The sequence below is a fragment of the Janthinobacterium sp. BJB301 genome, from assembly GCF_002735685.1.
GTDB lineage: Bacteria > Pseudomonadota > Gammaproteobacteria > Burkholderiales > Burkholderiaceae_D > Janthinobacterium > Janthinobacterium lividum.
This window is the reverse complement of sequence record NZ_PDZJ01000001.1, coordinates 310,546-326,878: the sequence shown is the minus strand read 5'-3', so window position 1 is coordinate 326,878 and position 16,333 is coordinate 310,546. Positions and strand designations below refer to the sequence as shown.

At 65.7% G+C, this 16,333-nt stretch carries 12 protein-coding genes; 6 read left to right on the top strand and 6 right to left on the bottom strand.

What is annotated here, in order from left to right; all coding sequences use genetic code 11:
* Positions 1-54 precede the first annotated feature (54 nt).
* From CSQ91_RS01510 to CSQ91_RS01500, 3 genes are all read left to right on the top strand, one after another.
* Positions 55-966, top strand: a complete 912-nt coding sequence (locus CSQ91_RS01510; RefSeq protein WP_034777990.1) for a DMT family transporter — start codon at positions 55-57, stop codon at positions 964-966.
* Between the two features lie 176 nt (positions 967-1,142).
* Entirely contained in the window at positions 1,143-2,336 is a 1,194-nt protein-coding gene (locus CSQ91_RS01505; protein WP_070278801.1) for an aminotransferase-like domain-containing protein, read from the top strand.
* A gap of 289 nt (positions 2,337-2,625) precedes the next feature.
* Positions 2,626-3,984 (top strand): diguanylate cyclase domain-containing protein, encoded by a 1,359-nt coding sequence (locus CSQ91_RS01500; protein ID WP_070278799.1) that lies wholly within the window; start codon positions 2,626-2,628, stop codon positions 3,982-3,984.
* Here CSQ91_RS01500 and CSQ91_RS01495 read toward each other — a convergent pair.
* From CSQ91_RS01495 to CSQ91_RS01475, 5 genes are all read right to left on the bottom strand, one after another.
* Positions 3,981-6,242 carry a TonB-dependent hemoglobin/transferrin/lactoferrin family receptor gene (locus CSQ91_RS01495; protein WP_099387183.1) on the bottom strand — a complete coding sequence of 754 codons (2,262 nt, stop codon included), beginning with the start codon at positions 6,240-6,242 and terminating at the stop codon, positions 3,981-3,983. The genes CSQ91_RS01500 and CSQ91_RS01495 overlap by 4 nt on opposite strands.
* Positions 6,243-6,491: 249 nt before the next feature.
* Entirely contained in the window at positions 6,492-8,069 is a 1,578-nt protein-coding gene (locus CSQ91_RS01490) for an FGGY-family carbohydrate kinase (protein WP_180278313.1), read from the bottom strand.
* A gap of 3 nt (positions 8,070-8,072) precedes the next feature.
* A complete protein-coding gene (locus CSQ91_RS01485) occupies positions 8,073-8,468 on the bottom strand; it encodes a hypothetical protein (RefSeq protein ID WP_092610078.1) in 396 nt (131 codons plus the stop codon).
* Positions 8,425-9,993 carry a glycerol-3-phosphate dehydrogenase/oxidase gene (locus CSQ91_RS01480; protein ID WP_099387182.1) on the bottom strand — a complete coding sequence of 523 codons (1,569 nt, stop codon included), beginning with the start codon at positions 9,991-9,993 and terminating at the stop codon, positions 8,425-8,427. The genes CSQ91_RS01485 and CSQ91_RS01480 overlap by 44 nt, the downstream gene beginning before the upstream one ends.
* Complete coding sequence (locus CSQ91_RS01475; RefSeq protein ID WP_099388523.1) at positions 9,990-11,600, bottom strand: FAD-binding oxidoreductase; 1,611 nt, start codon at positions 11,598-11,600, stop codon at positions 9,990-9,992. Before CSQ91_RS01475 ends, CSQ91_RS01480 begins: the two co-directional genes overlap by 4 nt.
* A gap of 139 nt (positions 11,601-11,739) precedes the next feature.
* Between CSQ91_RS01475 and CSQ91_RS01470 the strand changes: the two genes are divergently transcribed.
* The 3 genes from CSQ91_RS01470 (at position 11,740) to CSQ91_RS01460 (ending at position 14,599) form a co-directional block, all read left to right on the top strand.
* Positions 11,740-12,813 (top strand): AraC family transcriptional regulator, encoded by a 1,074-nt coding sequence (locus CSQ91_RS01470; RefSeq protein ID WP_099387181.1) that lies wholly within the window; start codon positions 11,740-11,742, stop codon positions 12,811-12,813.
* Between the two features lie 92 nt (positions 12,814-12,905).
* Positions 12,906-13,688, top strand: coding sequence for a 3-hydroxybutyrate dehydrogenase (locus tag CSQ91_RS01465; RefSeq protein ID WP_034777971.1), 783 nt, complete (start codon positions 12,906-12,908; stop codon positions 13,686-13,688).
* 62 nt (positions 13,689-13,750) lie between these two features.
* Positions 13,751-14,599, top strand: a complete 849-nt coding sequence (locus CSQ91_RS01460; protein ID WP_099387180.1) for a DUF2071 domain-containing protein — start codon at positions 13,751-13,753, stop codon at positions 14,597-14,599.
* Here CSQ91_RS01460 and CSQ91_RS01455 read toward each other — a convergent pair.
* A complete protein-coding gene (locus CSQ91_RS01455) occupies positions 14,582-16,222 on the bottom strand; it encodes a methyl-accepting chemotaxis protein (protein WP_099387179.1) in 1,641 nt (546 codons plus the stop codon). The genes CSQ91_RS01460 and CSQ91_RS01455 overlap by 18 nt on opposite strands.
* Positions 16,223-16,333 lie beyond the last annotated feature (111 nt).

The window sequence follows — 16,333 nt, the reverse complement described above, 5'->3', positions numbered from 1 at the left end:
ACATTCATCCACATCTGCCCGTTTTTATTCCACGCCACTCGCACCAGGACAGCCATGCCATCGCACGCCACCACCTCCCCCAGTTCCCTCCCGCGCCTCGGCGCCGACCGCACAGGCCTGTTGCTGGGCTTGATCGCCGTCGCCCTCTTCAGCCTGACCCTGCCCTTTACGCGGCTGGCCGTGGCCGAACTCGACCCCACTTTTGTCGCCCTGGGCCGCGCCCTGGTGGCCGCCGCCCTGGCCGGCCTGTGGCTATGGCAGCAGCGCGCGCCTATGCCGCGCCGCGAACAGTGGCTGCCGCTGGCGCTCGTGTCGCTGGGCTGCGTGCTGGGTTTTCCCTGGCTGACCTCGATCGCCATGCGCAGCCTGCCCGCCTCGCACGGCGCCGTGCTGGTGGGCATCCTGCCGCTGGCCACCGCCGTGTTTGCCGTGCTGCGCGGCAAGGAGCGCCCATCGCCGGGTTTCTGGCTGATGGCCCTGCTCGGCACGGCGCTGGTGGTCGCCTTCGCGCTGCGCCAGGGCGGCGGCAGCTTCCACCTGGCGGACTGGCTGATCTTTGCCGCCGTCCTGCTGGCTGCACTCGGCTATGCCGAAGGGGGGCGCCTGGCGCAAGCGATGCCGGGCCAGCATGTGATTTCCTGGGCCCTGCTGCTGGCCGTGCCTTTTGTCTTGCCCGTGGTACTGTGGAACGCCTGGCCGCAGCGCGCGCTGATGGCGCAGGCCAGCGGCGCGGCCTGGCTGGGCTTTGCCTACATTTCCGTGTTTTCCATGTTTATCGGCTTCTTTTTCTGGTACCGGGGCATGGCACTGGGCGGCGTGGCGCGCGTGGGACAAACGCAGCTGCTGCAGCCCTTCCTCACCCTGGTGGGCGCGGCCGTGCTGCTGAACGAGCCATTGACGGGCGAAAGCCTGCTGTTTGCCGGCGCCGTGATCGCCGTGGTAGGCATAGGACGCAAGCTGAAGTAAAGTGCCTTGACGCCCATTTGCAACGCCGTTGCGCGTGCGGATGGGCAGAGCAGCGTGCAAGCCGTACAATACCGCAGCACCATGGCGACGCCTATCCGGCGCCGCTTGCGCACGCACCGCCACAAGCGGGCCAACAAATCCAGCCGGCGCAGCTCGGCATCTTCTGTGAGACTCGTATGAAAATTGAAAATCCGAATCCGATCCAATGGCGCTTTGCCGAACGCGCGGAACAGCTGCAAAGCTCGTTCATCCGCGAAATCCTGAAGATCACGCAGCGTCCCGAGATCATCTCGTTTGCTGGCGGCCTGCCCTCGCCCGCCACCTTCCCCGTGGAAGAAATGAAGACCGCCTTCGACAAGGTCCTGTCGAACAATGGCAAAGTGGCCCTGCAATACGGCCCGACCGACGGCTACCTGCCGCTGCGCCAGTGGATCGCCGACTCGCTCTCCAGCAACGGCAGCACCATCATGCCGGAACAGGTGCTGATGACGTCCGGCTCGCAGCAGGCGCTGGACTTGCTGGGCAAGGTCCTGATCGACGAAGGCAGCAAGGTACTGGTGGAAACCCCCAGCTACCTGGGCGCCCTGCAGGCGTTTTCCGTCTACCGTCCCGAATTCGTTTCCGTCGACACCGATGACGAAGGCCTGGTGCCGTCGTCGGTCAACCCCGTCGCCGATGGCGCGCGCCTGCTGTACGCACTGCCGAACTTCCAGAACCCGACGGGACGCAGCCTGTCCGTGGCGCGCCGCGTGGAGCTGGTGGAAACCTGCGCCCGCCACGGCCTGCCGCTGATCGAGGATGATCCGTACGGCGCCCTGAGCTACAGCGGCGAGCCGTATCCAAAGATGATCAACATGAATCCGGACGGCGTGATCTACATGGGTTCGTTCTCGAAAGTGCTCACGCCGGGCATCCGCCTCGGCTACGTGGTGGCGCCGATGCCGCTGGTGCGCCGCCTGGAACTGGCCAAGCAGGCGGCCGACCTGCACACGTCGCAGCTGACGCAGATGGTCGTGCATGAAGTGATCAAGGATGGCTTCCTGGACCGCCATATCCCCAGCATCCGCAGCCTGTACGGCAACCAGTGCCAGGCCATGCTGTCGGCGCTGGAAGAGCACTTCCCGGCCGGCGTTACGTGGACCAGACCGGAAGGCGGCATGTTCATCTGGGTCACCCTGCCGAAGCACATCGACGCGATGACATTGCTCGATGAAGCCATCGCCAACAAGGTCGCCTTCGTGCCGGGCGCGCCGTTCTACGCGAACACGCCGGAAACGCACACCTTGCGCCTGTCATTCGTGACGGTGCCGCCGGAACGCATCCGCGAAGGCATCGCCATCCTGGGCAAACTGATCGCCGCAAAAATGTAACTCGCCTCTTCACGCCCCGCTGCCGCGGGGCGTGTCACTGCTGCCCCCAGCGCCAGAGGGCACGCATCTTTTCCGCTAAAAACCGCCTTCACGATGGCAACTGCGTGTATTTATTCATAAAAATATTAAAATAATAATATTTTACCGCCTCGTGCACCATCGATTTTTCCACCCAAAAAATTAGCAAAGCGGTATGATTTGACCGCTGTATCCGATTTGAACCCAGTCAGCATCACTTAAAGTGCAGCAAACGCTGGCATCGCAAAGTACATCGAGAAGGCCGGAAGCAATGAGTCCAGGCAGTGTGGAGCATTCCCAGAGGCGCAACGCCGCCATTTTGATTGTCGATGATGCGCCGGCCAACCTTGAGCTGCTGCGCAAGCTGATGAGCGAACAGGGTTATCAAACCTATGTCGCCACGTCCGGCGAGCGGGCGCTGGCGATCGCCCAGCGCGCCCACCCGGACCTGATCCTGCTCGACGTGCTGATGCCGGACATGGACGGCATCGAAACGTGCCGCCGCCTGAAGCAGCATCCGCTGACGCAGCGCATTCCCGTCATCTTCATGAGCGCCAAGACGGAAACGGAAGACGTGGTGGCCGGCTTCGACTGCGGCGCCGTCGACTACATCAGCAAGCCGCTGCGCATGGCCGAAGTGTGCGCGCGCGTGCGCGCCCAGCTGCAAATCCGCAGCAACAATGAAAACCAGCAGGAACAGGCCGAGCGCCTGCGCACCATCGTCAACAACATGGCCGAGGGTTTGCTGATCATCGAAGCCGATGGCCGCATCCAGTACACCAACCCGGCTTGCGACCAGTACCTGGGCTACCGCGAAAACGAACTGGCCGGACGCTCCATCGGCGAACTGCTCAGTCCCCTGGTGACGCAGGAATACCTCGATTACTTCGCCATGTACGCGGCCAATCCCGAGAAGGCGCACAACCACGGCACGCGCGAAGTGGCGATCCGCCACCGTAACGGCGAGACACTGTGCATGGACCTGACCCTGACGCCCATGTATCTGCGCCAGCCCCTGTATATCGGCCTGCTGCACGACATCACGCACCACAAGCAGTCGGAAGACGCCTTGCAGCGCGCCGCCTACCTCGATCCGCTGACAAAAATCGCCAACCGCCGGCATTTCGACAGCTTCCTGGAAAAGGAATGGCAGCGCGCCGTGCGCGGCGGCGGCGCCCTGTCGCTGGTGGTGCTCGACGTCGACCACTTCAAGCTGTACAACGACAGCCTGGGCCACCCGGCCGGCGACAGCTGCCTGCAGCAGGTGGCGCAGGCCATCGCCTCGCACGCCGCCCGCCCGGGCGACCTGGCGGCCCGCTACGGCGGCGAGGAATTCGTCCTGCTGTTCGCCGACACGGATGCCGAAAGCGCCCTGCACCTGGCCGAAGCCATCCGCGTGCACATCGAGGCACTGCAATTGCCGCACCCCCGATCTGGCACCTCGCCATGGATCACCGTCAGCATCGGCGTGGCGACCATCCACCCGCACCAGCTGGACGACCGCAAGGTGCTGTTCGTCGCCGCCGACCGCGCCCTGTACGTGGCCAAGGAAGAGGGGCGCAACCAGGTGCGCGCCACGCAGTCGGGCAGCACAGCCTGGGAAACGGTCAAGGCGCTCGTTTTACGTTAGAACTTTCTCGACACGCTCAGTTTCGCATTGCGCCCCACGCCCGTCACGGCTTCACTCAGGTACGGCATGTAGTTGCGGTTGAAGACATTATCGACCGTCAAGCGTACTTCCGTGCCGCGCCACACTCCCTGCCTGCCATGCCACGAAGCGAACAGAGTGTGCAGCGCATAGCCTTTCGATGGCGGCAGGCGGTAGACATTCCCCACCGGCAGGACGCGGTCCTGCTTCGCCACGAAGCGGCCCTGCCAGCCGATGCTGGCCCCGAGGTCGGGCATGCGCCAGCCCAGGCCCGCCATCAATTTATCCGGCGCGATGGTCGACACGGGTTCGTCCTGGCCCCACGGGTCGCGCTGGGAACCGGTGCGCGTGCCGCGCTGCTTCGACAACGAAGCGCTGGCAAACAGGCGCGGCGAGTTGTAGTAGGACTCGACTTCCACGCCCTGCGTGTGGAAACCGGCCAGATTGCGGTAGGACGACAGGGCTGGCGGCACCTTGCCCGATCCCGGCACATAGCCTTCGATCAGGATGCCCAGGCGCGGGCCGATATTGTCGCTGACCTTGTTGCGGTACGCCGTCAGGCGCAGCTGCACGTCGTCGCGCTCCATGAATACGTTCTGCCGGTGCAGCATGACGCCCGTGCGCACAGCCGTCACCCGCTCGACGGCCAGGTCGCGGCTGGTGCCCGGCGTCGATGAACCGAGCCTGGACGACACATAGTATTCGTTCGAATACATCTCGTCGATCGTCGGCGCGCGCCAGGTGCGGCTCAAGTCGCCGAACAGCGCCACGCTGCCCGACGCCTTCCAGAACAGGCCCAGGCGGGGAGACCAGTCCTCGTGCGTCTTTTCGCTGAAGTCGTGGCCAGCCGCCGCCAGCGGGCTGTTGTAGCGCGACGCCTTGTTCGGCACGCCCTCGGAAACGACCCGGTCGTGGCGCAGCGCCGCCGTCACCGTCAGGTCGCCATACGTCATCGCATCCTGCAGATACAGGCCCGTGGTTTCCTGGCGCCCGGCCGGCATGTAGTAGGGCTGGAAGTAGCCGTAGTTGTAGCTGGGATCCTTCAGCGCCGTCGACGACGGGTAGTACATCAGGGTGTCGCGCACGTTCTTGTGCCATTGCAGGCCCGTTAGCAGCACGTGCGAAATGGCGCCCGTCGCAAACACGCTTTCGTTGCGCACCTCCGCAATGCGGTCCACGTACGAGGCCCAGCTCTCGTTGCCCAGGGATCCCAGGTAGGAGCCCAGCGAAGCGGACGGCAGGCGCTTGTCATGCTGGTCCGTGTGCGAATAGCCGGCGCTGGCCGTCAGCTTGATCCATGGATTGTCCTGCGGCGCGTACTGCCACTTCACGGAATACGTATCGTCGTCCTGGTCGCGGTATACGGCCTTGCGCTGCCACGCCTCTTCCAGTCCGTACTTCCGGATCTCCGCCTCGGTCGGCGTGGGCACGTCCTCGCCCATGGCGGCGAACGGGCCCCAGCCCGTGCTGCCGCTCTTCATCGCCGTCAGGGTCAGGAGCTGTTCCGGCGTCAAACGGATATTCAGCTTGGCCAGGCTCGATGGCGCGTCGATGGCGGAAAAGCGGAATGGCTTGCCATCTGGTTTGCGCAAATCGTCGGACTTGCGCTGCGTGGTGAAGGCCATCGCATCGAAGCGACCATCTTCCGTGCGGCCGTAGACGGCCACGGTGGCGTCGTTTTCCGCATTGTTCGAGTGGCGCGAGTACTTCACCATGGCGCCCACTTTCTCGCCGCCTTCCAGCAAGTCTTGCGCATCCTTGGTCTCGACCGTGATGACGCCGCCGAAGCCGCCATTGCCGTACAAGCTCGTATGCGCGCCCTTGTTCACCTCGATCTGCTTGATCAGTTCCGGCTCGATGAAGATGGAACCCTGGCGGTATTTTTCAAAGCCCTTGGGCACGCCGTCGAGGATGACTTTCACGTCCTGGACTTTATTGAAGCCCCAGATATTGAGACTCTGGCCGCTGGGACGTGCCGTGCCGGCCAGGTCCACGCCAGGCAAGGTGTCGAGCAAGGATGCGACATTGTCGGCCTGCTGGCGTTCGATATCGGCGCTGTTGATGTACGAACGGCCGGCCGTGCCGGCGCTGATGGCGTCGCCAAACACGCTGATGGCGGGCATCTGCACGGCGTCGGCCTTGTCGGCCATCGCCGCCGCCCACGCATGGCCGTGCGCTCCGCCCAATGCCAGCGCCAGCGCGGCGGCCAGCGGGGTCAATCCATTTTTGCTGCTCTTCATCGCTATCCTTGCCTGGGTTTGCTTACTGCTTGATGCTTCTGGAATGAAAAAATGCTGGGGCAGAGGAAGGCGGTGCACGATCAAGCGGCGGCGTTGAAGGAAGCGTTGCGGCGAACTCTGCCCGCGCGGACACGCCGCCGGCGCATGGCCGGCGGCGCATTGCAGTCACCGGGATAAGTTGCCTTAGTGAAATGCGGAACACATCATATATCAAAATGCGAATGATTCGCAATACGATTTAATGCGTAGTTATTCCGGATAGCCTGTGATGTCGGCGATCTCGCGGTACAGGGGCTGCAGCCGCGCATACATCTTGCGGTACACGCGCCGGTACAGCTGTTCGTAGATCTTGCGGTGCTCGGGATGCGGCTGGAATACCTTGCCCTTGCGCGTCATCGCCTGCACGGCGGCGGGAAAGTCCGCATGCCAGCCCAGGCCCACGGCGGCGGCGATGGCCGCGCCCAGGCCCGAACTTTCATACACGTGGGCGCGCGCGGCCGGCAAGCCGAAGATGTCGGCCGTCAGTTGCATGGCAGAGTCGCTTTGCGAACCGCCGCCCGCGATGCGCAGCTCCGTGATGGCGATGCCGCTGCGCTGCTCGATGCGCTCCATGCCTTCGCGCAGCGCATACGCGAGGCCTTCGAGGATGGCGCGGTAGATGTGCGCGCGCGTGTGCACGTCGCCAAAGCCGATCATGGCGCCCTTCGCTTCCGGGCCCGGCACCTTGATGCCGGGACTCCAGTAAGGCTGCAGCATCAGGCCCATCGATCCGGGCGGCACGGCGTCGACCAGGCGGTCGAACAGCGCTTCGGCGGACAGGCCCGTGCCGTCTTCGGCGGCGGCCGCCCGTTCGCGGTCGCCGAACTGCTCCTTGAACCAGTTGACCATCCAGTAGCCGCGGAAGATCTGCACTTCCGTGCTGTAGGCGCCCGGCATGGCGGCCGGATACGGCGGAATGAAGCGCGTCACTTCCACGTACTTGCGGTTGGTGGTGTTGATCGTGGCCGTGGTGCCGTAGCTCAGGCACGCCACATGCGGCTCGACGCAGCCGGCGCCCAGCACCTCGCACGCCTTGTCGGCGGCCGCCGCCAGCAGGGGCGTGCCTTCCGGGATGCCCGTCGCCGCGGCGGCGGATGCCGTGATGGCGCCCATGCGCGTGCCCGGCGTCACCAGCTCGGGCAGCATGGAGCGCTTGATCGCCAGCGCCTGCCACTTCCAGTCGAAGCGCCCGGCCCACGCATGGCGCTTGTAGTCGAACGGGATGTACGCCACTTGCGAGCCGGTCGAATCGGCGTAGCACCCGCAGAGGCGATGGTTCAAGAAGCCCGACAACAGCAGGAATTTGTGCGTGCGGCGCCAGATGTCGGGCTGGTGCGCGCTGATCCAGTTGATCTCGGCCTCGCGGCGGAAGTACGCGATCGTGCCATCGAGGCGCGTGGCGCGGAAGGCGGCGCGCCACCATGGCGCCAGTTGCGGGATGTCGCGCGTGCTGCGCTGGTCCAGCCAGGTGATGGCGGGCCGCAAGGGCTGCCCCTCCTCATCTACATTGACGACCGTGCCGCGCTGCGTGGTCACGGCCACGCCGGCCACCGAGGATCGATTGATGTCCGTGCCGCGCCACAGCTGCTGGCATGCTTCGCACACGGCTTGCCAGTAGCCGTCGGCGTCATGCTCGGCCCAGCCGGGGTGGTCGGAATAGTACGCTTCCAGGAACACTTGCGCCTTGGCCGCCAGCTTGCCGTCCCGGTCGAACAGCAGCGCGCGCACGCTTTGCGTGCCATTATCGATGGAGAGGATATACGGACCATCGTCCGCCAGGGAAGCCATGGCTTATGCCACGCTGGCCAGCGCGGCGCGCAACGCTTGCAGCAGCGCCTGCGGATCCTTGTCAGGCTGCGCGCTGAACACGGGCGCTTCCCAGTCCTGTCCCCGCACGGCCACCACGCGCAGGCGTCCCTGCTCGCTCCATGCCGGATACCAGCCCACATCGACGATGTCGCCATTCGCGCAGGTGATTTGCAGCAGGTCTTCGCCCAGGTCATCGAGCAGGACGTCCACGGGCTGGCGCAAGTCCAGCGGCGACAGGCTGTCGTAGGTGATGCGGGCGTCGCCCAGCGCCAGGGGCTGGCCAAACAGGGTGGTTTCGATGATGTTCTCCTCTTTTATAGTTTTTATCGTTGCTTCATGCGCCTTGCGGCACGCTGTAATGGCGGCGCCACAGGGCAAGGTAACGCTGCCGCTCTTCCTCCCAGCGCGCGTCATCCCAGCCCAGTTCATGCTGGCAGATGGCACGCAAGCGCGGCATGATAGCAAGCGCGCCGCCAGCCAGCTGCAAACCGAGGCGCGTGCGCCGCAGCAGCAAGTCGTCCAGATGCTGCACGTCTTCCATGCGCGCGCCCCAGCGCAGCTGCGCCCACAGGGTCTGCGTGCCGGGAATCGGCGCCAGTTCGCCGTCCTGCGCCGCATCGCACAGCGCCTGCGCGGCAGCGCCATGACGGCCCAGCAGGCGTTCGCGCTGTTCGCCATCGAGCGCCAGGGCCTTGCCCGACAAGGGCGGCGTGGCGTCAAAAATCGGCAGCGGACGCAAATCCGCCTGCCAGCCCGGCAGCAGCGGGGCCGCGCGGCGCAAGGCGTCGAGGGCGATCACGCGGAACGTCGTCAATTTGCCGCCCGCTACCGTCAGCAAGCCGTTTTCCAGCCATAGCGCATGTTCGCGCGCTTCCTTCGACGGGTCAAGCTGGCCGCTGCCGATCACGGGGCGCACGCCGGCAAACGTGGCCAGCACATCGCCTTCGCCCAGCGCCAGCTGCGGGAACTGCCACTGCAATGCGGCCAGCAGATATGCGAGTTCGCCGCGCGTGATGGCCGGCTCCAGGTCCAGGCCGGCGCCATGGTCGACATCGGTGGTGCCCACCAGGGTCACGCCCTCCCACGGATACGCAAAGACAGGGCGGCCATCGTGCGGATGCATCAGGCTGACGGCTTGCGCCAGCGGCAAACGCCACGCGGGCAGCAGCAGATGGCTGCCGCGCAGGGGCCGCAGTTTCGGCTTTTCTCCCACCTGGCCGCGCAAGGCGTCGGCCCAGGCGCCCGTGGCGCTGATCACCAGGCGCGCACGCACGGTGGATACCGTGCCATCGAGCGCATCGTTCAACGTGGCGCCGGCGACCTTGCCGTCGTCATGCAGCAGCGATGCCACGCCCAGGAAATTGACGGCCACGCCGCCATGGCGGCGCGCTTCCTGCAGCACGCGCAGCACCAGGCGCGCATCGTCCGTCTTGGCGTCCTGGTACAGCATGCCGCCCCGCAGCCCATCGCGGTTGACATGCGGCGCCAGCATGGCAAAGTCGGACGCATCGACATAGCGGCGCGCGCGCCGCCCCGCCATCACGTCATAGATGGCCAGGCCCAGCATGAACTGGCGCCGCCCCGGCTTCCTGCCCGTGTAGTCGCCAAAGGCAAAACCCTGCGGTTCGACCAGCCCCGCCGCATCCGTCAGCAAGGCTTGCCGCTCATGCACCGACTCGCGCGTCATCGCGAACTGGCCCTGCTTAAGGTAGCGCAAGCCGCCGTGCACCAGCTTCGACGAGCGGCTCGACGTGCCCCAGGCGAAATCGCGCTGCTCCACCAGCAGCGCCGTCAAGCCGCGCCGCGCCGCTTCCAGCAGGATGCCGGCGCCCGTGATGCCGCCGCCGACGATCAAGATATCCCACTCGCGCGCCAGGATCCCAGGCAAATCCCCCCTGTTCACGATGGGCCTCCGGCGTCAGGCAGCAGTTTGCCGGGGTTCATCATGCCCTGCGGGTCGAACTGGCGCAGCAGCGCGCGCATGGCGGCGATGCCCAGTTCTCCCTTTTCCGCCGCCAGCCAGGGCGCGTGGTCCGTGCCCACGCCATGCTGGTGGCTGATGGTGCCGCCGTTGGCGACGATGGCCGCGCTGGCCGCGTCTTTCAAAGTACGCCAGCGCGCCATGTTGTCTTCAAAGGTCGGCGCCAGCCGGTACACATACGTGGTGTAGACGCTGGCCCCCTGCGCATACACGTGCGACAAATGCGTGTAGGCGTGCACCTGCTCGCCGTGCGCCGCCAGCGCATTGGCGCCCGCCTGCTCCAGCGCCGCCATCATCGCCGTGACGCGCGGCCAGTCGACGGCCGTTTCCACCGTATCGATGACATAGCCATGTTCCCAGGCGCCGTTGCGCAAGTAGACGTTGCGAAAGCGCCCCTGCTTCCACTTGTCGCCCATGTGGCGTCCCACGTGCACGCCCTTGTGCCGCCGCGCCAGCGCCAGGGCGCCGCGCAAGGCCGCGCGCGCCGGTTTTTCTTCTCCGCTGACGCCCACCATCAGCATGCATTTTCCCTCGCCGCAGCCGCGCAGGGACAAATAGCGTTCCAGCAGCCCCACCAGTTTTTTATGCCCGGCCAGGGTCAGCATGGTTTGCGCTTCCAGCGCATTCGACAGGCGCAGCATGCACAGCGGAAGGCGCGACTGGGCCAGCGCCCGCACGGCCTCCTGCGCCTGGCCCCAGTCGGCGAAAAACACGGCGTGGAATGCTTCATAAGGGGGCAGCGGCGAGACGCGCACCGTCGCCTGCGTCACGATGCCCAGTCGGCCCTCGGAGCCGAGCACCATTTCGCGCAGGTCGATGCCGGCCGCCGAAGCGGGAAACGTGGGGATGCTCAGGGTGCCGGCCGGCGTTTCCACTTCGCCGCCCGCGAACAGCTGCTCGATGCGGCCATAGCGCAAGGATTGCTGGCCCGACGAGCGCGTGGCGATCCAGCCGCCCAGGGTCGAGTACTCGAACGACTGCGGGTAGTGGCCCAGGGTGTAGCCGTGCGCGCGCAGCTGCGCTTCCAGGTCGGGGCCGTACACGCCCGCGCCGAACGTGGCCAGCTGCGCCTCGCGGTCCAGGTGGCCCAGCGCGCACAGGCGCGCGAGGCTGAGCGCCAGCACGGGGCGCGGCCCCGCCGCCACCGTCAAATGCCCGGCCACGCTGGTGCCGCCGCCGTGGGGAATCACGGCCACGCACGCCTGGCGCGCATACGCGAGCAGCTGGCGCACCTGCAGTGCGCTGTCGGGAAAGGCCACGCCATCGGGCACGGCGCCGATGCGGCCATGGCGTAATTTAAACCAGTCGGGCAGGCTTTGACCGAGCGCATGGCGCACCCGCGTGGCAGGCTGGGTGTCGATCAGCGGATGCGGCGCCAGGCGCGAAGCGGGCACTTGCGCACAGGCATCGTCGAAGGTGGCGTCGACAACGGCGCTGCCCGGTCCCAGGCGCGCGCGCAAGAAAGCCAGCGCATCCTCGCTCAGCGCATACGTGATGCTCTCGTCTCCCCAGCCATTCCAGCGTTGCATCGACATCCCCTGTGTTCGGCCAGTTGCGCGCCACGGCGGCTTGCTATACTGTTCTTGCCTGATTTTCTTGCTAGATCAATAGCATATGCCGCCACAGACGAAGGGTATTGGTTTTTCATGACAATCGCATTGTTCCATCATGACAAGTACTGACGGCCGGGTCGCCGGCGCCTATCTGCAGCCGCTGCTCGAAGCGGCCGGCGCGCACGGCATCGCGCCTGCCAGCCTGGCGCAGGCGGCCGGCGTGGCGCCGCACAGCCTGGAAGCATCCGCGCCCAGCCTCGCCGCGCGCGACTACGTGCGCCTGCTCGATGCGGGCGCGCAACTGGCGGGCGATGCGCATTTCGGCCTGCACGTGGGGCAGCGCGTGCGCATGGGCACCTACAGCGCGTATGGCTTGATTTTGCTCAGTTGCAGCAACGTGGGCCAGGCGCTGGAACAGACGGCCCGCTATGAACGGCTGGCGCACGACCTGGGCCGCTCGACACTGCAGCGCGATGGCGCCGTCGCCCATTACCGCTGGACCAGCAATTATCCGGGCGCCAGCCGGCACCTGGTCGACAGCGTCTTTGCCGGCATCCGCGTCTGCGGCGACTGGCTGGCGGGCATGCCGCTGCCGCCGGCCCAACTGGCGTTCAGCCACGATGGCGGCGGCGACCTGCTGCGCCACGCGGCGCACCGCGACGAATACCTACGCGTGCTGGGCAGCCTGCCCGCCTTCAACTCCCCCGCCAACACGGCCACCTTCGATGCGCAATTGCTGGACTGGCCCGTGCCGAACGCCGACGTCAGCCTGTACCCCGTGCTGTGCCAGCATGCGGAACAACTGCTGGCGCAGCGCGAAGCTGAAACAGACACTGGCGGCGCCATCGACGCGCAAGTGCACGCGGCCATCGTGGCGGGTTTGCGCCAGGGTTCGGCGCGGCTGGCCGCCGTTGCCGCCGCCCTGGCTGTCACGCCGCGCACCTTGCAGCGCAAGCTGGCCGACGCGGGCACCAGCTTCCAGGCCCTGCTGGACCAGGCCAGGTACGGCCTGGCGCGCGACTATCTGCGCGAGCCGGATTTGTCGCTGGTCGACATCGCCTTCCTGCTCGGCTACCAGGAACAAAGCGCGTTCAATCACGCGTTTCGCACCTGGGCGGGCACCAATCCCGGCGCCTGGCGGCTACAGGAAATGCTTGACAAGCGGCTTGACAAGCAGCAAGCCCCTTAGGCGTGCGCGGGGCATGCGCGGCCCGTTTTCTCGCTATACTGGCGCAGTCAGATTTTCCACGATCACTCCAACCCGCAATGCAAAGGATTAATATGCAACTCAAAGACAAAGTCGCACTGATTACCGGCGCCGCCAGTGGTATCGGCAAGGAAATGGCCATCGAATACGCGAAACAAGGCGCCAAGGTCGTTATCGCCGACCTGGCCCTGGAAGCGGCCAGCAAGACGGCCGAGGAAATCAAGCAGTCGGGCGGCCAGGCGTTTGCCGTCGCCATGGATGTCTCCAGCGAAGAACAAGTCGACAAGGGTGTGGCGGATGCGGCGGCCCACTTCGGCGGCATCGATATCCTGATCAGCAATGCGGGCATCCAGATCATCAGCCCCGTCGTCGACTACCCGTTCGATCAATGGAAAAAGATGCTGGCCATTCACATGGACGGCGCCTTCCTCACCACGCGCGCCTGCATGCGCGAAATGATCAAGGCCGGCCGCGGCGGCGCCATCATCTACATGGGTTCCGTGCACTCGCACGAAGGCTCGCCATTCAAGAGCGCCTACGTGGCCGCCAAGCACGGCTTGCTGGGCCTGGCCAAGGTGGTGGCCAAGGAAGGTGCGAAAGACGGCATCCGCGCCAACGTCATCTGCCCCGGCTTCGTGCGCACGCCGCTGGTCGACAAGCAAATCCCCGAACAGGCGGCCCAGCTCAACATCAGCGAGGAAGACGTGATCAAGAAAGTGATGCTGAAAGACACCATCGACGGCGAATTCACCACGACGCAGGACGTGGCGCAAACGGCCGTGTTCCTGGCAGCGTTCCCGTCGAACGCCCTGAGCGGCCAGTCAATAGTAGTGAGTCACGGCTGGCACATGCAATAAACAGGTAATGTATCCGGCAGGCGGCGCCGTCCGCCTGCATCACCGCATCTGAAAGTTCCCAATTGCAAGACAACACTTACCGCCACCCGCGCGCGGGCTGGCCAGGGCGCCTGTTTGCCGCGCTCGCCAATTCCACTCGTTTCGCCAACCTGCGCCAGGCCGTCATGTCGCGCCTGCCCTTCCTGACCCTGCACAGCGACGTGCGCGACGTCGTCTACGTGAGCTGGCTGGTCGACGCCGCTGCCGCGCAGCAACTGCTGCCCGCCGGCGCGACCTTGTGGCAGCGCGACGGCAAGACGCCATTTACCGTGCTGACCTACCGTCACGGGCATTTCGGTCCTGCCCTGCCGGGTCCGCTGCGCAAGCTGCTGCCATCGCCCCTGCAAAGCAACTGGCGCTTGTACCTGGACCACACGCCTCCGGGCGCGCCGGCCGTGCCCTGCGTGTACTTTTTGAAAAACATCATGGACAGCTTGCCGCATGCACTGGGCACGCGGCTGTTCAGCGACATCCTGCCGACCCACCTGGCCGACGGCATGACGCTGGAAGTCACGCCCACGCAAGCCCGCTGCAGCATTGCAGGCGGCGCCGGCAGCGCGCCATCGCTGGACGTTCAGGCGGACATCGTGGCCGACCATACCCTCGATGCCGACTGGCAAGCGCTGTTCGGCAACTGGCGCGACGCCGTCGCCTTCCTCGCTTGCCAGGATGCGGCCATTGCCCACGTGCCGCGCAACGGCAAGCTGGTCTTCGGCGAAATCGACTTGCCCGTTGACGTGGATCAAGTGCAAGCGCTGACGGCCTTGCGCGCCGACTGCGGCTTGCTGGGGCAGTTGCCACCCGTCTCGAAGCCGTTCGCCTTTCTCGTCCCCAAGGTTCCCTTCAAGGCCCTGTCAGAGCGGCTGCTGTAGCGCGGTGGCGACGCGACGCTCTGGCGCCCGCACGGGCGTAGCCGGGCCGCCGCGCCGCCGCTCCAGCTTGAACAGGGCCATCGCCTGCTCCAGCTGCAAGGTCTGGTCTTGCAGCGAGGCCGAGGCGGCCGCCGATTCCTCGACCAGCGCCGCGTTCTGCTGCGTCACTTCATCCATTTGCGTGACGGCCATGTTGACCTGGCCGATGCCGTGGCTTTGCTCGCGCGAAGCCGAGGCGATCTCTTCCATGATGCCATGCACGCCCTGCACGGCGCCCAGCATTTCGGCGCTGCTGGCACCCGCCTGCTGCGCCAGCTTCGCGCCCGCCTGCACCTGCGCCAGCGACGCCGTGATCAATTGCTTGATTTCCGTGGCCGCCGCCGCGCTGCGGTGGGCCAGGCTGCGCACTTCGCCCGCCACCACGGCAAAGCCGCGCCCCTGGTCGCCCGCGCGCGCCGCTTCCACGGCCGCGTTCAGGGCCAGGATATTCGTCTGGAAGGCGATGCCTTCGATGATGCCCGTGATGTCGCCGATCTTCTTCGATGAAGCGTCGATGTCCGCCATCATGTTGACCATCTGGCCGACGATCTCGCCGCCGCGCCCTGCCAGGCCGTGGACCTTGCCCGCCATGTCGCTGGCCTGCACGGCGTTGCCGCTGTTTTGCTGCACCGTGGCCGCCAGCTGCTCCATGCTCGACGCCGTCTGCTGCAGGGCCGACGCCTGCGCTTCCGTGCGGCCCGACAAGTCCATATTGCCGGCGGCGATTTCCTGGCTGGCCATGCTGATGCGCAAGAAATTGCCGCGCACGTCGCCAACGATGGAATGCAGGTTCACGCGCAACTGGCGCAGCGAGCGCAGCAACTGCCCCATCTCGTCGCGCCGTGTGGTGTCGAGCTCGCCCGTCAGGTCGCCGCCCGCCATCACGTCGCAGGCCTGGCGCGCCCGCTGCAAGGGTTGCAGCACGGCACGATGCAAGCTGTGCCAGAAATACAAGGTCGCGCACAGGGCCACCACGGACAGGCCCGTCAGCCAGCCGCCCGCACCGGCCGGCAACGCCCCCGCATTCCACGCCAGTTGCAGCAGCAATACCAGGCTGAGCAAACCCAAATTCCAGCCGATGCGCTCGCCCAGCGGCAGGTCGCGCAGGCTCGCCAGCCTGGCCAGCCAGCCAGTCCGCACGGCAGCGCCCTGGCTGATGACGATGCCATCGGCCTGCCCCGCCTTGATGCGCGCGTACAGGGCGGATGCTTGCGCCACCTGCTGGCGCGTAGGCTTGGTGCGCACGGACATGTAGCCGACGGCCACGCCGTCTTCCACCACCGGCGTCACGTTCGCCAGCACCCAGTAGTAATCGCCATTCTTGCAACGATTTTTCACCATGCCGCTCCATGAGCGGCCCGAGCGGATGGTGGCCCAGAAATCGGCGAACGCTTCGACCGGCATGTCCGGATGGCGCAGGATGTTTTGCGGCGCGCCGATCAATTCTTCCGCGCTGTAGCCGCTGACGGCGATGAAATACGGGTTCGCATACGTGATATTGCCTTGCAAGTCGGTAGTCGAGACGATGGTCTCGGTATCGCTCAGGTTGATCTCGGTATCACTGACGGGAAGATTGAGTCGCATGGTCGGATCCTTGGCTGTAGCCCGTGCGGGAGCGGGAAAGAAGCAAAACGCCGGACAACGCCGCGCCGGCGGCAGTCCGCATCGATACATTAATTTTAATATTTAATTATT

Excerpts from the sequence above, each read along its gene's own strand:
- CSQ91_RS01510 (WP_034777990.1), top strand. The coding sequence starts at position 55 with ATGCCATCGCACGCCACCACCTCCCCCAGTTCCCTCCCGCGCCTCGGC.
- CSQ91_RS01505 (WP_070278801.1), top strand. The coding sequence starts at position 1,143 with ATGAAAATTGAAAATCCGAATCCGATCCAATGGCGCTTTGCCGAACGC.
- CSQ91_RS01500 (WP_070278799.1), top strand. The coding sequence starts at position 2,626 with ATGAGTCCAGGCAGTGTGGAGCATTCCCAGAGGCGCAACGCCGCCATT.
- CSQ91_RS01495 (WP_099387183.1), bottom strand. The coding sequence starts at position 6,242 with ATGAAGAGCAGCAAAAATGGATTGACCCCGCTGGCCGCCGCGCTGGCG.
- CSQ91_RS01490 (WP_180278313.1), bottom strand. The coding sequence starts at position 8,069 with ATGGCTTCCCTGGCGGACGATGGTCCGTATATCCTCTCCATCGATAAT.
- CSQ91_RS01475 (WP_099388523.1), bottom strand. The coding sequence starts at position 11,600 with ATGCAACGCTGGAATGGCTGGGGAGACGAGAGCATCACGTATGCGCTG.
- CSQ91_RS01470 (WP_099387181.1), top strand. The coding sequence starts at position 11,740 with ATGACAAGTACTGACGGCCGGGTCGCCGGCGCCTATCTGCAGCCGCTG.
- CSQ91_RS01465 (WP_034777971.1), top strand. The coding sequence starts at position 12,906 with ATGCAACTCAAAGACAAAGTCGCACTGATTACCGGCGCCGCCAGTGGT.
- CSQ91_RS01455 (WP_099387179.1), bottom strand. The coding sequence starts at position 16,222 with ATGCGACTCAATCTTCCCGTCAGTGATACCGAGATCAACCTGAGCGAT.